The organism is Amylibacter sp. IMCC11727 (genome assembly GCF_029854195.1).
In the GTDB taxonomy this organism is placed as follows: Bacteria; Pseudomonadota; Alphaproteobacteria; order Rhodobacterales; family Rhodobacteraceae; genus Amylibacter.
The window spans coordinates 890,446-904,777 of record NZ_CP122960.1; the positions used below are offsets into that span (position 1 = coordinate 890,446).

Sequence of the window (14,332 nt, forward strand, 5' to 3'; positions counted from 1 at the left end):
TATGACCAGTGGCAATATTCAGCAAGGGCAGGGGTGGTGTGCGAATTTTCTTGCGCTGGTGTAAGGGGCAGGCCAGCATCGCCAAAAAGGGTGGGCAGAAAATGCGATTTGTTTTTGGATTGATGTGTTTGATTTTCGCAGGGTCAACTGCGTGGGCCTGTGGGCCAAATAGTAAATGCCGCTTGGGGGATCGTCATTATTACATCGCCCTGCCAGAGGGCCATGACGGGCGCAGCCAAGTGGGTGCGATTTTGTTTTCCCATGGACTGCAAGGTACGGCCAAAGGCGTGATGGGCAATGAAACGTTGCGCGGGATTGCTTCGGAGTTGGGGGTGGCGTTGATTGCTGTGAAATCTATCGGAGAAGATTGGACGTTGCCCAATGGCCCACGCAACGCGGTGCGCAATGTGAATGGGACGTTTCGGTATTTTGATGCAGTGGTGCGTGATGCAACGTCGCGGTTTCCCATTGACCCTGATCGCATGATGGCAACGGGATATTCTGCGGGTGGAATGGTGACGTGGAATTTGGTGTGTCAGCGCCCGCAACTGTTTGCGGCCTTTGCGCCGATGGCAGGAACGTTTTGGAAAAACCCGCCAAGGCGCTGTCGCAAACCCGTGGCCAATGTGCTGCATATTCATGGGCTGACGGATAAAACCGTGCCGATGGAGGGCCGTGTGATCAATGGTGTGCGCCAAGGCAATGTGACCAAAGTGATGCGGCGCTATAAACGGATGGGGCGGTTTCGCGCCGCTGGTCGCAGTTCAAATGCGGTGCTGGAGCTGTCGTGTAAATTAAGCCGCAATCGCAAAGGCAAGATGCTGGATCTGTGTTTGTACCCAGGGCGGCACAAATACGACAGCCGCTATGTGGAGTTTGCGTGGAAGCATTTTGTCAAAGCGGGTGTTTTGTAAATCTGCTTCACGAAAAGTTGAAGAAATCGCATATTTATCAATAAATTAGCGAAATTCGCGACATTCTGTCCCGAATGTAACACTCTTTGGTTTGGGCGGTGAATAAAACGGATGGTTTGCGGGTTTCGTTCTTGAACACTGTTGTTCATATCTTAACGAGGACATCCAAAATGAAGTTTTTTCCAACTGTAGCTGCGCTTGTTTTGAGCGTTTCCCCTGTTCTGGCATCGGGTCAAAGTGCTGTGCTTCCAACGGCTGTGGCAAGTTTGATGAATAAAGACGGCAAAGAGATTGGGACCGCGACGTTGACGCAGGGACCCAATGGCGTTTTGTTTCACATCAAGGTTGCCGAACTGACACCTGGTAAGCACGGATTGCATTTGCACAGCCATGGCGAGTGCGAAGCGCATACGGGGTTTAAATCTGCCAAAGGCCATGTGGGCAAAAAGGAAGGGTCGCATGGTTTGTTGAACCCCAATGGGCCAGAGCCTGGGGATATTCCAAACATCTTTGTGGGTGCTGATGGCACGGGTGAAATGGAAGCCTTTAGCACGCTGGTGTCTTTGACTGGTGGTGAAAACAACCTTTTGGATGCGGACGGATCCACATTCATCATTCACGAAAATGGGGATGATCACCTGTCCCAGCCTATCGGTGGGGCAGGAGGGCGCGTGGCTTGTGGTGTGATTAAGGCGGGGTCTTAAAACACAAATGGCCGCTGCATTGGATATCCATTGCAGCGGCCATTTGATTGATTTTGGATCAGCTGGTTGGGCGGATCACAATTTCCACGCGGCGGTTTGCGGCGCGTCCTGACGCAGTGTCGTTTGAGGCGATGGCTTCGGTTTCACCACGGCCATAGGCACGAATGCGGCTGCCGCTGACGCCGTTGTTCAGCAGGATGTTTTCAACCGATGCGGCGCGTCGTGCAGACAGGTTTTGGTTGTATGCGGCATCGCCCACGCTGTCGGTGTGGCCGATCACGTCAACGGTGCTGTCTGGATATTCATCCAAGTTGCGGGCCAGCGCGGCAAGATCGTCTTGCAAGGTGCTGCGGACAAAGGTGCTGTCAGTTTCAAATGTGATGGCTTCGGGCAGGGTAACGATCAAACGATCCCCTGCATTGGTGATGGTTGCACCAGAGCCTTCCATATCGCGGCGCAGATCGCGTTCTTGTTTATCAAGAATATTACCAATCACTGCCCCTGCAACGGCACCAACGGCCCCTGCTTTGACGGCGCTGTTGGCGGAATTGCCAGCAAGGATTTGAGATGCAACGCCGACTGCTGCGCCAATGGCGGCCCCGTTTCGGGTTTTTTCGAAGTCGGGGTTGGATGGATCGCTACATGCGGACAGTGCGAAAACGCATGTGGTGGCAAGGATAAGAGGTTTGGTAAACGCCATTGACTGGTCTTTCTGTTACGTCTCGATCAGCGTAACATGTGGAGTTCTGTCCATTTTACAAGGGTTTTGCCCGTGACGATGCCGTGATCAGGCAGAATTTTGCGCAGAGTGTTGTATTTCGTGATCGGCGTCTGCGCGCGCACCTTCCCATGCCAAAAGCGCGCGTTTAACAGGCAGGCCCCAGTGATAGCCGCCCAAACCGCCTGATTTGCGCAGGGCGCGGTGGCAGGGAATGAGCCAGCTGATGGGGTTGCGCCCCACGGCGGTTCCGACGGCGCGCACGGCTTTGGGGTTGCCGATGGATTTGGCAATTTCGCCATAGGTGGTGACGTGACCTGTGGGAACGTTCAAAAGCGCCTCCCACACTTTGATCTGGAAGGGGGCGCCGATCAGATGCAGGTTGGCTGCGTCACCGCCGATGATAGCATCGACTTTGGCCTGCAAAGTGGTTTCGTTTTGGATGTAAGTGGCTTCGGGCCAGCGGGCTTGCATATCGGTGAGTGACCAGTCGCGGCCAAATTCGGCGGTAAAACCCATGCCGCAAATGCCGCGCGGGGTGGCAGCGACGATCATTTCGCCAAACGGGCTGTCGAACCAACCCCAAGTGATGGTCAGGCCCTTACCTTTGGCGGCGAATTCGCCTGGGCTCATGGCTTCCCAAGTGAGGAACAAGTCATGTAGGCGGCCTGTGCCAGAAAGGCCCGTTTCATGGGCGGTATCAAGGAGTGTGAAGCGGTCGCGCAGAAGGGATTTCGCGTGGTCGAGGGTGAGGTATTGTTGATACCGTTTCGGAGACACGCCCGCCCATTGGGAAAACACCCGCTGAAAGTGCATCGGTGACAGGCCGACGGCGTTGGCCACTTCGTCGAGTTTGGGTTGTTCGCCCACAGTGCTGTCGATGTAGTCAATCGCGCGGGCGATTACGGCGTGATGATATGGATCTTGTGTCATAGGGGGAGTGTGGCGGGTGTGAGGTGAGTCTGCCACCCGTTTCTTGCGGGAAGGTTGGGGAAGGGGGTGCGTGGACCCTTTTGTTCGGGTGTGTCGAGGGCTGTGAAAGTCCGTGAAAACTGCGGCAGCAGCCGCCCATGACGAACGGTAGGTTTTGGCCAAGTACGAGTCAAAATATGCGACCCAAAACGGCCATTTATGGGCCATAGTTTCGCCCAACTTTGCGTCCACTTAACAAATCGTTAAATTGTACACCCCGCGGAAAACCCGCGTTGGACACGTCTGAGTGAAATCTGAATGTTCAACTTGTGGGGTTAACGTGCCTTTCTTCAAAACACACACATCGCGTTCCAAGAAATTCGGTAAAGACGAATCCGGGTCAATTATTGTTTTTGTGCTGATCATTTTTTCGGCCATGTTTCTGGTTGGGGGCACTGCGATTGATTTGGCCCGTCATGAAAACCTGCGGACATCCTTGCAATACAATTTGGATCGCGCGGTCTTGGCCGCTGCATCTTTGCGCCAGACACAAGACCCAAAATTGATCGTTGAGAGCTATATGTCGAAGGTTCAAACCATCGAAGACTTTACGGTTGTGGTGGACTCGACTGTTTCATTGAACGCGCGGGCAGTTGCGGCGTCGGCCACCGCTGAGCTGGACACATGGTTCCTTTCGATGGCGGGAATCAATTCGATGCCCATTACCGTGAAAGCCAGTTCTGAAGAGCGGATCCCAAACTTGGAAATATCATTGGTTCTCGATGTTTCTGGGTCCATGCGGGGCACGAAGTTGACAAACTTGCAGGCTGCGGCAAAGGAGTTTGTCACGACCTTGTTGAATGGCGCGGATACGGACACGGTTGCGATTTCTATTATTCCGTTCAACCAAAATGTTGCGCCATCCATTGACTTGTTTAGCAAGTTGAACATCGTTGAAACGCATACTTTATCTACGTGTTTACAGTTTGAGGACGCTGATTTTGACAGCGTTTCCATTGATCCAGCAGTGGCCCAAACCCAAGCAATTTATACATCTCGGTATGGTTACAATTACGGCGATTTCGAAAAGTTTTATCAGACCTGTTTCCCGCAACCGCAATTTCAGACCCTGCCATATTCCGATGTGTCCGTTGTCATATAAAGTGGGACATCAGAGCGGCTTGAGCATTGGAGGCTCTGGCTCGTTAGTGTGATTGATTATGCTGCTTGTTTCTGATGTTGCAAGCGACGTTGTTTGATTGTCTGTTTCTTGATCCTCTTCCTTTCTCTCAGAATGGCTTTGTCGCGGCCGAAGTAGACATCGGCGGGTGTGACGTTGTTCAGGCTCTCGTGGTATCGTCGGTTATTGTAATAGTCGACGAAGGCCTCGATCTGGCGCTCGAGATCGCCGGGCAGATAGTAGTTTTCTAACAGCACTCGGTTCTTCATCGTTTGATGCCATCGTTCGATTTTGCCTTGGGTCTGTGGATGGAACGGAGCACCACGGACATGATCCATATTTTGCCCTTCCAGCCATTCGGCCAGGTCGCCAGATATGTAACACGATCCGTTATCGCTGAGCAGGCGTGGTTTGTGCCGAACAACCGCTTGGTCACAGCCTGATGCTGTCAGAGCGCGCTCAATCGTCTCGGTCACATCACTGGCCCGCATGGTTGTACACAGTTTCCATGAGATGATGTAGCGGCTGTAATCATCCAAGATCGTAGACAGATAATACCACCCCCAACCAATGATTTTGAAGTAGGTGAAGTCTGTCTGCCACATCTGATTGATGGCGGTGGTTTTATCCGTGAACTCGTTGGCTGCTTTGATCACCACGTAGTCTGGTGCTGTGATCAGGTCGGCTTCCTTGAGAATGCGATAAGCTGATGATTCTGAGACAAAATACCGCTTTTCATCGGTGTATTTGACTGCCAGCTCGCGCGTGCTCAGCGCCTCGTGTTCCAGCGCAAACGCGATCAGGTCGTCACGACGATCATCGGGGATGCGGTTCCAAACGGATTTAGGGCATGGCGATTTGTCAGCCAGCCGGTCAAACCCGCCTTCGAGATATAAATCATACCAGCGATAGAATGTGGTGCGTGGAATGCCCAGCATGTCGAGGGTCTGCTTGGTTGGCAGATGTGATCCCTCGACGGTGCGGATGACCTCCAGCTTCTCAGACGCAGGGTATCTCATTCCTCGAACTCCCCAGCCCCTGTCATGCTTTTTTTGAGAAGCCGGTTCTCAAGCGTCAGATCGGCCACGCATTCCTTCAAGGCCATAGCTTCTGAGCGTAGTTCTTTCACTTCAGGGGATGTGGCCTGACGCGCCGTATCGCCAGATAGACGGCGTTTGCCTGCTTCAAGGAATTCTTTCGACCAGCTGTAATACAGGCTCTCCGCGATGCCCTCCCGACGGCACAACGCTGAGATGCTTTCTTCTCCACGCATCCCTGCCAGCACAATGCGGATCTTCTCCTCCGCCGAATAGGTTTGACGTGTCTTGCGGCGGATGTTCTTTACCAATTTATCTGCAGACGCTTTGCTGCTTCCGGATTTCTTGTTCATCTTCACTCCATGAAGGTTACGATGAACCAGAAATCCTCCGTTGTTCAATTCCTCAAATCTGTCCCAAAGGCCCTGACGTCAGACAAAGGACATTGATCCGCTGGTATTTGTCGGGGCGCCGATTTACACCAGTGTTTGGAATACTCTGTTTAGTGACTTGCAGCCCTTGGATGCAGACAAGCTGATAGACGACTATCTGGACACTGTTACATTAGGGTTGCTTGCCGAAAGGTAAACGATTGAACCGCTAAGTGCGCTTTTTCGGATCGCATCCGAGACATGGGGCGACAGAACTACGACTTTCGAATTTGAGTTGATTACCAGCCGCCTTGTTTTGTGGGCATCGGGTTTTTCGTCGCTATTTGTTTTTACCTATTGCGTCAAAATCCGCCAAAATCTCTTTCGCCACTTCCTCTGCCCAGAGCGCATAAATGTCTGGGCCTGGGTGGTAGCCATCGCTGGCCATCAGATTCGGATCAAGGGGGAGGTCTAGGTGCAGGCGGGTCACTTCGGGGCGGGTGGCTTGGTACTTTGCCATCGCCTTATCAAACCGATTGACGCGCAGTCCTATGATCCAGCGCAAGGGTTGCGGAAGGACGGGAAATTCGCCCATGGGCGGCAGATTTACGGTGTAGATGTGTTTGGCGGAGAACTTGTTGGTCAGCAGGTCGAGGAAGGTGGCTGTTTGGTTGAGCCAGCGGATGAGGGGGATTTGACGGGTGACGTCGTTCACGCCGAGGGAGACGACAACGGCGTCATAGGGTTTGGGTGCTGTGTCGTGGAGCCACTCAATTGTGCTGGCGGTGGTGCCGCCTGTGCGGGCGATCAAGTCCCATTCAACGCTGATGTGGTGTGAGAGGTTTTTGACAAGTTGGCCCATCAATGCGGTGTCTTGGGTTTTTTCCCCGACACCCGCAGCGGCACTGTCACCTACGATCAGCAAACGAAGGGGAGCGTTATTGGATCGATGGGCGGTGACGCCGCTGCGGGGCCCGGTTGGCTCTGGCAAGATTAACGCGTGCTTTCGTACGCGCAGTCCCTGCCAGACCAACAATGGTGCTGCCAGTATTTTAAGGGACAATTCAAATACGGCCTGCACCAGGAGGGACCTTTATTTACTATTCAACACCCTGATACCGCTGAGACGCGCGCAGAACGAAGTCCTGCAAGGCCGTGTCGTCGATCCCCACATCCGAGTCGGATGGGTGAATGACGGCTTGGACAACGCGTGGTTTTTCCAAGATACGGTCATGGGACACTTCGACAACGGGTGTTGTCGTCGTGATTGCGGCGGCGATTGCAGCTGTAAGAGCCGACATGGGTGTGTTCCTTTGTTGTTGCGTATATTCAGAATACGTTTGGTATTCGTGAATGGATCATCTTGTGGTCTTTAAATAACTAAGTAAGCAGTGCTTTCAAGAGGGAAGCTATGCTATTTTTGCATCCCTGTGCATCCATATACGTGAGAGCTCAGGCATTCCGGCGGTATACAGCCGAAATGTTCTGTTTCCAGACCAAAACCAGCCCGATATCGCAAAGGTGATCGGCGGTGAGGGAACAGGGAAGTGCCGTTAGGGGGAGGTGCAGGCCGCGTTCAGGGCGGTTTTGCGCAACGTCATTTTGGTGGCCCAAGGGGCGTTGGATTGCGCGATGTCCCACGTTTGCCATGCAGATGCTGTACCACCTGGCGGTACGGCGCAGACTGTCATAATGGAGGCCCCATTGGCCGCGCGATCCAGCACCACAAATGTAGAATTTTGTGCATTGATGGATTCGGTTTCCAAGCCTTTGTTATCCAGTTTGGTTCCGCTGCCACCCACAACCAACTGAATGGCGGCGCCTGCTTTGGGCTGTTCATATTGAAACAAATGCACGTGCCCGCTGACCACAAAGCTGACGGGATCAGGCAGGCCGCTGCGATAGTTGGGCGTGCCTGATGGGGCGGGGGAGAAAGAATTACCATGGAAAGAAGCAAACGGGACGTGGGTGACGATCCATGTTTCATCTGCCAGCGCGGTAAGATTTGAAAAACCGGACCAAAGGGGGGCGTCCTCGTTGGCGGTATCAAACGCGTAGAGGTTTAGGGCAGGGGCTGCGCCTGTTTGGGCAGCGGCAGGCAGTTGGATCAGCTCTGGTTTTTTGATGTCCCGTTTGTTGGCTTTGCAATTTTTGTAAAGACTGGTCACTGGATCGGTTTTGGATGACAGATCGGGGGTCATGGCCAGAAATACGGCCCAACCGCGCCAGCCACGATCTGCATTTTCACAATCTTCGTGGTTGCCACGTGTAAACACCCAAGGGGCCAAAGGCAGTAGATCGGCAGCGGGTTTGAAGAAGTCTTCTTCCCAGTAATACCATTCTTTTAATTGGCCGTTGATGACGTTGCCGTGGGCGTCTTTTTTGGCGCAGCCTTCGGTTCCGTTCCAGCAATTGTAGCGGTAGACGTAATCGCCCACATGAACCATCAGGTCTGGTTTGGTTTTGGCAATGGCGGCGGCCACGGCGTTAAAGTTCCATTTCGAGGTGTCCGAGCAGTGTTGATAGTGGTGGTCTTTGCGACAGCCCGTATCACCCAAAATCACCACGCGTTTTGGGGCGGCTTTGGGCAGGGTGATTGTGTGGCCGTCCACTGTGACTGTGTTCCCCGTAAAGGTGGACAGATCGATTAGGGCTTCGCAGATTGTGTTGCCGTTCATCTGTTCCATTGTGTTTTTAATGCGAGGTTGAAACGTGACTGATCCCGTTATGGCAGAACACGATTGGGTGGAGATCACACGCAAGCTAACGAGATTGGTGCCCACGAGTTGCGCCCAGACGTATGATTTGGCGGCAGCGGTTTGTGTTAGCAAAAGAAGGGTCAGGAGTGCGGAAACGATTTTGAGCATGGAAACACCTTTAAGTGGAATAGGGTTTGGATAGCATGGGGTGAAGGTGTGACCTAGAAAAATTTTGTAAGGGAAATCCTGCGCGGTTGTCTGTTGGTGGATGGCGTTTGGGGTATAGTTGGCCAAACGCAGGAGGCGCGGGTGAGATTTTTGCCGATTATTTTGGTGTGGTGTATGGTGGTGGGCGCGGCCTTTGCTGTGTTTTCCAGCTTTTTGAGCGGGCTTGGCATGTTTTATCACCCAAACTCCGATGGCGCACATTTGCAGTCATTTTACGGGATGTTTTGGATGGTGGTTCTGTGCGTGCTGCTGTTTCTGGCGTTTTTGATCATGTCAAAGCGGGACCAATGGACGGTTTGGGGGCAAGCTGGTGTATTGGTGGCTTTTGGTGTCGGGGTGTTTGGGATCGAGCGTGGCTATGTTGCGCTGCACCCGCAGCCGTCGCATTTTCTGATGTTGTTTAACGGCACGTATTATAGTCTGCCGCGAGCGTATTCACCACGTGTGGTGGCCGACAGGGTGGAGGTGGATCAGATCAGCAAAAGTGTTTGCGTGGCCGACTTATCGCCCAATTCGGGGTCTGCGTGTGAAGCGCGTGGGGACCGACCGCGCACGGCTCTTATTTCGCTGTCACAGACGCCAATTGCCCGTGATTATTTGATTGCCAATGTGCTGGACGCCAAAGATGTGCCGTTCAAAAGTGATACCATTGGCCCGTTGCCCGAGGGTGTGGGGAAAATGGTGGATGGGGTGTTGGTGTTAAAACATGAAGGCGCAGTTTTGATGTTGGAATTGGACCCTGCGCGACAAGTAAAGCGGGCGGTGTGGTGTCGTGATGGCGTTCTGGGGTGCCATGGGCACAGCAGAACCGCACATGGGCATCTTAGCTTTCCATCCGTGGGGAAGGCCAAGGTTGATAAGGCGCGTTGGGACGCTGAGGAAGCACGGGTGGACGCGTTGTTTGCCGCGTGGCGCTGCGAAGAGCGCAGTTGTGCTGGGGTCTATCAGGGTGGTGCGACGGAAGCGTTTGAGTGAGCGGTGTTAGAAGATCGAGCGGTAGATGGTTTCGCCGTCTTCGATGGTTTTGATGGATACGCCGCCGCCTTTTTCTTCTTCCTCGATGACGAACTCATAGAGTTGGAGGGCGCGGCGGATGACCTCTGCGTGGGAGGAGGCCTCTATCTTGTCTTTGAGTGCAACCATACGGTCGAAGGATTCCTTCGCCATTTCGAACTGTACTCTAGTCGTCGTTTTTTGAATAGGTTTTGAAGTAGTAATCGATGACTTTTCTTACGATTGGAGAAACAATTCTCCACACCTGAGACAGGGCGTTTTCGCCTTTTATGACCCACGCGATTAAGAGCGCAATCAAAAATGCGATAAAAATGAAACTTGCGAACGCTGCCCTGATAACTTCCACAAAGTTCGACGAAAGCAATTCGAACAAGCCAGTCTTTGGTACCGCTTGGTTGTATTTGTTTTGTAATGTCATTGATATCCTCGACTTTCATGTCACAGATTCCCATTAGGTTGCGATGCTGTGTAAGTAAGCCGAAGGTCGTGCCGACGGAGCGCTGTTGCACATTGCCGTGCTTAGCGGTTGGTAATCTAATATACCATAACTTGATCAAAAGTCCAATTTGTTGCCAATAGTTCTTTAACTGGCCGAATTGTCGTGTCAAACCATCCCCATGACAAAACAACTCGATTACCACACGATCCACGCGATGTTTTCGCGGTTTCGGGACAGTGAGCCAGAGCCCAAAGGGGAGCTGGATCATGTGAATGCCTATACCCTCGTGGTGGCGGTGGCGTTGTCGGCGCAGGCGACGGATGTGGGGGTGAATAAGGCGACGAAGGAGCTGTTCAAGATTGCGGATACGCCTGAGAAGATGCTCGCACTTGGCCTTGATGGGGTGACGGAGCATATTAAGACGATTGGGCTTTATCGCAACAAAGCCAAGAACGTCATGAAGATGTCCCAGATATTGGTGGATGAGTATAACAGCGTTGTGCCGTCCTCGCGCGCGGCGTTGGAGAGCCTGCCAGGGGTCGGGCGTAAGACGGCGAATGTGGTTTTGAACATGTGGTTCAAGCAGCCAACACAGGCGGTGGACACGCATATTTTTCGGTTTGGGAATAGGACTGGGGTATGCCCTGGTAAGGATGTCGTGGTTGTAGAACGGGCGATAGAGGATCATATCCCCGCCGAATTTGCCATGCACGCGCATCATTGGATGATTTTACACGGGCGTTATGTGTGCAAAGCGCGTAAACCCGTCTGCGGAAACTGTATCGTTGAGGACTTATGTCCGTTTGAGGAGAAGAATTTTGGCTAAGAAGTATCAGGTTGTCGGGATTGGCAACGCACTCGTAGATGTGTTGGCTCCGTGTGAGGATGCGTTCCTGACAGACAATGGCGTCGAGAAGGGCATCATGCAGTTGATCGACACGGAGCGTGCGGCGGAGCTGTATGGTGTCATGGGGCCAGCGAAAGAGGTTTCTGGCGGGTCTGCGGCGAATACGATTGCGGGGATGGCCGCGCTGGGCGATCGGACGGCCTATGTCGGCAAGGTAAAGGCCGATCAGCTCGGTGATATTTTTGAGCATGACATGCGTGCGCAGGGGGCCGATTTTGAGGTGCCGCGCTCACCTGCAGATGCGGTGGATGAAACAGGGCGGTGCATGGTTTTGGTGACGCCTGACAGTGAGCGGTCGCTCAACACCTATTTGGGTGTGTCCGAGCATTTGGGCCCAGATGACATTGATCCTGCCATGATGGCGGATGCTGAGTGGCTGTATCTGGAAGGCTATCGCTTTGACGGCGAGTTGTCCCATGCGGCGTTTGCCAAGGCGATTGAGGCCTGCAAGGGTGCGGGCGGTAAGGTTTCTGTGACGCTGTCTGATCCGTTCTGTGTGGATCGGCATCACCAAGCATTTCGCGACATGATCCGTGACCATATTGATCTGTTGTTCTGTAATGAACATGAGATGGCGGCGATGTATCCTGCGGACACGTTAGAAGAGAGCATTGCCGAAGCCGCCCGTCGGGTGGAGATCGTGGCCTGTACCGTTGGGGAAAAAGGTGCCTATGTTGTGAAAGACGGCGAAACCGTTCTGGCCCCTGCTGAAGCGTCCGAAGTTGTGGATGTGACGGGTGCGGGTGATTTGTTCGCCGCTGGGTTCCTGCATGGTTTGGTGAATGGACACGACATGATGACCTGCGGGCGCATGGGTTGTGTTGCCGCGGGCGAGATCATCAGCCACATCGGCGCACGCCCCGAAGCGGATTTGGGGGCTCTTTTCGCAGAAAAGGGCCTGCAATAATCCAACTTGGCGGGATTGCTGAAATCTAACTTGCTGCGCGCCGTTGGCGTGCTGCTGCTGGGCATTTTGTTCCTTGATATGATGTCTGTCATTATCAAAACGCTGCTGGAACGGTATGCGGTGCTGGAGCTGTCTGCCTATCGCAATGTGATCGGGGTGATCCCAGCGTTTGTGATGATGTGGTGGACGGGGGAATTTAAGCTGGATCCCAAACACCTGTGGCTGCGCCAGTGGAAGCTGGCGTTTGGGCGTGGTCTGATGGTGACCGTGGCGCAGGTGTGTTGGTATGCGGCGCTAAGTTCGTCTGCCTTCGCGCTGGTGGCGGCGCTGGGTTATACCATGTCGTTGTTTGTGGTGATCCTGTCCATTCCGATCCTTGGGGAAAAGGTGGGGATTTGGCGATCCGTTGCGGTGCTGCTGGGCTTTGCGGGGGCGCTGTTGATTGTGCAACCCACCGCCGAGGGGTTTAGTCTGTGGTCTTTGCTGCCGTTGGTGGCCGCGGCGTTTTACGCGCTGTCGATTGTGTCCGTGCGTTTGTTTGATCGCGAAGTGTCATCATCGCTGATGTATTTGTACTCTGGTGTGGCCGCGGCGGTTGCAAATTTTGTGATCGTTTTGGCGACCACAGGGTTTGCCCCAATCCAAAGCACCCATGATTTGATGTTGATTGTGGCCATGGGATTGATCGGCGGGTGCGGGGTGATTTGTTTGCTGGTGTCCGCGCGTATGGCGGAACCAAGCCTGCTTGCGCCCTTCAACTATTTCGGGTTGTTGAGCGCGTTTGCCATGGGGTGGATCGTTTTTGGGGAGAACCCAGCGGATCGTTTGTTCCCTGGTGTTTTGTTTATCGTTGCAGGTGGTGCGTTGATTTTGTGGCGGGAAAGTCAGCGTAAATCGGACTGATGTGCAGCGTGATCTTCACCAAAAAGTCCCAGATTGAACACTAATCATACCTAATCTTGCCGTATTTGGCGTTCTAAGTCTTTTGAAGTTCTTAGCGAGTAACGCTTCGCAATACTGATCTATCCGATTGTGCGTCTTTGGGCGTGGTGATCTGTGTTTTGCAAAACGTGTGTGTGTTTCCATTCTGTCGAAAACGCCCGAGGAGGTTACTATGAACGCAAGACCCCTGAATAGACCATTCGTTTCTTATGTGCTGACACAATCCATGCTGGTGTTGATTGTGATGGCTGCATCGTTTCTGATTGTTGGACTGCTGCGCGATAGCGCAGGCATCACATTGGATCGGTTCTGGATTTCCGCCATTTTGGTGTTGTTTGCGCAACTGCCTGTGGCGATCATGTATGCGCGCACTGAAACGCGCAATCTGACCCCTGTCGAAGGCTGGGGGCTGTCGATTGTTTTTGTTGGCGTGACGCTGGCGTTTGAAATCGTTTTGCAAAGCATTGCAGGGCAGAAGATTGCGAAGGTGGTTGGGCATACGCTCGGTGTGCCTGATGGTGCGAGCAATCATCAGACCATTTGGGTGATTGGGTTCATCGTTGGTTTGTTGTTGGCCTCTTTCATGGTGAAAATGCTGTTTCAATATGCCGTGCGCAATAACTTGTCTACCAAGGCCGAAGAGGGCGGGCTTTTGACTATGGTGCCTGGTCTGAATGCGGCGCGGTTTAAGTTACATCGTCCAAGCGCGACGCGGGATTATTCAGAGCTGTATCGTCGTGAATTGATCGGCATGAATATTGGGATTTTCGGCCTGTCGCTGATGGTATTCGGGCCGCAGTTCATGCACGTTTTAAAGCTGAGCATTCCGCTGTCGTTTGTGTTCGCCGTGGTGTGTGTGGCCAATCGCATGGCCCGTGTCGAGCGCACAACAGCCTTGTCAGAGCGGTGTTTGACCGTGGCGATCCAGATGTTGCCGTTGACGGTTGTGTCGATGGTTCTGCTGGGGCTGAGCACGCTTTATGCGAACTATGTGTCCCTTTATGGCAGCGAACGTGATGTGGTCGGTTATGCGGCTTGGTTGGTGGCTGGACTGGGATTGCAACTGTCAGATATTGGGCAAATTGCAACGTATCTGGGTGTTTTGTTTGCGATCTGTCTGGCCGCGAATACATTGATGCTGGTGCTGTTTGCGCGGTTGATCCGCCCATTGGTGTGCAAGACAGCCCGCGTGGCACAGGCCAAATCTAAGGATGTGACCGAACGGTTGCAGGCGAAAGTGCCCGCAGTTGAACCGTATAAAGTGATGTTGGCCAATGAATTGCGAGCCCGTTCGCGGGGTAAGGCAGCCCGCACACAACGCCCGATCATCGCTTAAGTTACTCGGAATTAAAAAAAAAGG

15 protein-coding genes are annotated in these 14,332 nt (G+C 53.2%); 8 read left to right on the forward strand and 7 right to left on the reverse strand.

The annotated features are described in order from the left end of the window. Positions 1-101 precede the first annotated feature (101 nt). Complete coding sequence (locus tag QBD29_RS04560; protein ID WP_280100133.1) at positions 102-914, forward strand: prolyl oligopeptidase family serine peptidase; 813 nt, start codon at positions 102-104, stop codon at positions 912-914. A 170-nt stretch (positions 915-1,084) separates the two neighbouring features. Then, entirely contained in the window at positions 1,085-1,618 is a 534-nt protein-coding gene (locus QBD29_RS04565; RefSeq protein ID WP_280100134.1) for a superoxide dismutase family protein, read from the forward strand. A gap of 58 nt (positions 1,619-1,676) precedes the next feature. Here the strand turns inward: QBD29_RS04565 and QBD29_RS04570 are convergent, their stop codons facing one another. Together QBD29_RS04570 and QBD29_RS04575 are read right to left on the reverse strand one after the other, a co-directional pair. Beyond that, positions 1,677-2,318, reverse strand: coding sequence for an OmpA family protein (locus QBD29_RS04570; protein WP_280100135.1), 642 nt, complete (start codon positions 2,316-2,318; stop codon positions 1,677-1,679). Between the two features lie 87 nt (positions 2,319-2,405). Further along, positions 2,406-3,269, reverse strand: a complete 864-nt coding sequence (locus QBD29_RS04575; protein ID WP_280100136.1) for a bifunctional helix-turn-helix domain-containing protein/methylated-DNA--[protein]-cysteine S-methyltransferase — start codon at positions 3,267-3,269, stop codon at positions 2,406-2,408. 319 nt (positions 3,270-3,588) lie between these two features. Between QBD29_RS04575 and QBD29_RS04580 the strand changes: the two genes are divergently transcribed. Further along, a complete protein-coding gene (locus tag QBD29_RS04580) occupies positions 3,589-4,410 on the forward strand; it encodes a VWA domain-containing protein (RefSeq protein ID WP_280100137.1) in 822 nt (273 codons plus the stop codon). A 56-nt stretch (positions 4,411-4,466) separates the two neighbouring features. Here QBD29_RS04580 and QBD29_RS04585 read toward each other — a convergent pair. The 4 genes from QBD29_RS04585 to QBD29_RS04600 form a co-directional block, all read right to left on the reverse strand. Further along, a protein-coding gene (locus tag QBD29_RS04585; protein WP_280098781.1) for an IS3 family transposase occupies positions 4,467-5,818 on the reverse strand; the annotation gives its coding sequence in 2 pieces (ribosomal slippage) (positions 4,467-5,482 and positions 5,482-5,818; 1,353 coding nt in all). Positions 5,819-6,176: 358 nt separating this feature from the next. Then, entirely contained in the window at positions 6,177-6,761 is a 585-nt protein-coding gene (locus QBD29_RS04590; RefSeq protein WP_280100138.1) for an SGNH/GDSL hydrolase family protein, read from the reverse strand. A 175-nt stretch (positions 6,762-6,936) separates the two neighbouring features. Next, on the reverse strand, positions 6,937-7,137 hold the full coding sequence (locus QBD29_RS04595; RefSeq protein WP_280100139.1) for a hypothetical protein: 201 nt from the start codon (positions 7,135-7,137) through the stop codon (positions 6,937-6,939). 252 nt (positions 7,138-7,389) lie between these two features. Further along, positions 7,390-8,703, reverse strand: a complete 1,314-nt coding sequence (locus QBD29_RS04600) for a metallophosphoesterase (RefSeq protein WP_280100140.1) — start codon at positions 8,701-8,703, stop codon at positions 7,390-7,392. Between the two features lie 141 nt (positions 8,704-8,844). Here QBD29_RS04600 and QBD29_RS04605 point away from each other — a divergent pair, with 141 nt between their 5' ends. Beyond that, on the forward strand, positions 8,845-9,738 hold the full coding sequence (locus QBD29_RS04605; RefSeq protein ID WP_280100141.1) for a hypothetical protein: 894 nt from the start codon (positions 8,845-8,847) through the stop codon (positions 9,736-9,738). A 6-nt stretch (positions 9,739-9,744) separates the two neighbouring features. Here QBD29_RS04605 and QBD29_RS04610 read toward each other — a convergent pair whose 3' ends face one another. Beyond that, positions 9,745-9,930, reverse strand: a complete 186-nt coding sequence (locus QBD29_RS04610; RefSeq protein WP_280100142.1) for a hypothetical protein — start codon at positions 9,928-9,930, stop codon at positions 9,745-9,747. A 464-nt stretch (positions 9,931-10,394) separates the two neighbouring features. Between QBD29_RS04610 and nth the strand changes: the two genes are divergently transcribed. The 4 genes from nth (at position 10,395) to QBD29_RS04630 (ending at position 14,308) form a co-directional block, all read left to right on the forward strand. After that, a complete protein-coding gene (gene nth, locus QBD29_RS04615) occupies positions 10,395-11,042 on the forward strand; it encodes an endonuclease III (protein WP_280100143.1) in 648 nt (215 codons plus the stop codon). Then, entirely contained in the window at positions 11,035-12,030 is a 996-nt protein-coding gene (locus tag QBD29_RS04620; RefSeq protein WP_280100144.1) for an adenosine kinase, read from the forward strand. Before nth ends, QBD29_RS04620 begins: the two co-directional genes overlap by 8 nt. Before the next feature lie 15 nt (positions 12,031-12,045). Continuing rightward, positions 12,046-12,933, forward strand: a complete 888-nt coding sequence (locus QBD29_RS04625) for a DMT family transporter (protein WP_280100145.1) — start codon at positions 12,046-12,048, stop codon at positions 12,931-12,933. A 211-nt stretch (positions 12,934-13,144) separates the two neighbouring features. Further along, on the forward strand, positions 13,145-14,308 hold the full coding sequence (locus QBD29_RS04630) for a hypothetical protein (RefSeq protein ID WP_280100146.1): 1,164 nt from the start codon (positions 13,145-13,147) through the stop codon (positions 14,306-14,308). Positions 14,309-14,332 lie beyond the last annotated feature (24 nt).

What these genes read in the sequence shown, in the direction of transcription:
- QBD29_RS04610 (WP_280100142.1), bottom strand. Translation starts at nt 9,930, where the DNA reads ATGGCGAAGGAATCCTTCGACCGTATGGTTGCACTCAAAGACAAGATA.
- QBD29_RS04595 (WP_280100139.1), bottom strand. Translation starts at nt 7,137, where the DNA reads ATGTCGGCTCTTACAGCTGCAATCGCCGCCGCAATCACGACGACAACA.
- QBD29_RS04570 (WP_280100135.1), bottom strand. Translation starts at nt 2,318, where the DNA reads ATGGCGTTTACCAAACCTCTTATCCTTGCCACCACATGCGTTTTCGCA.
- QBD29_RS04630 (WP_280100146.1), top strand. Translation starts at nt 13,145, where the DNA reads ATGAACGCAAGACCCCTGAATAGACCATTCGTTTCTTATGTGCTGACA.
- QBD29_RS04575 (WP_280100136.1), bottom strand. Translation starts at nt 3,269, where the DNA reads ATGACACAAGATCCATATCATCACGCCGTAATCGCCCGCGCGATTGAC.
- nth (WP_280100143.1), top strand. Translation starts at nt 10,395, where the DNA reads ATGACAAAACAACTCGATTACCACACGATCCACGCGATGTTTTCGCGG.
- QBD29_RS04565 (WP_280100134.1), top strand. Translation starts at nt 1,085, where the DNA reads ATGAAGTTTTTTCCAACTGTAGCTGCGCTTGTTTTGAGCGTTTCCCCT.
- QBD29_RS04560 (WP_280100133.1), top strand. Translation starts at nt 102, where the DNA reads ATGCGATTTGTTTTTGGATTGATGTGTTTGATTTTCGCAGGGTCAACT.
- QBD29_RS04600 (WP_280100140.1), bottom strand. Translation starts at nt 8,703, where the DNA reads ATGCTCAAAATCGTTTCCGCACTCCTGACCCTTCTTTTGCTAACACAA.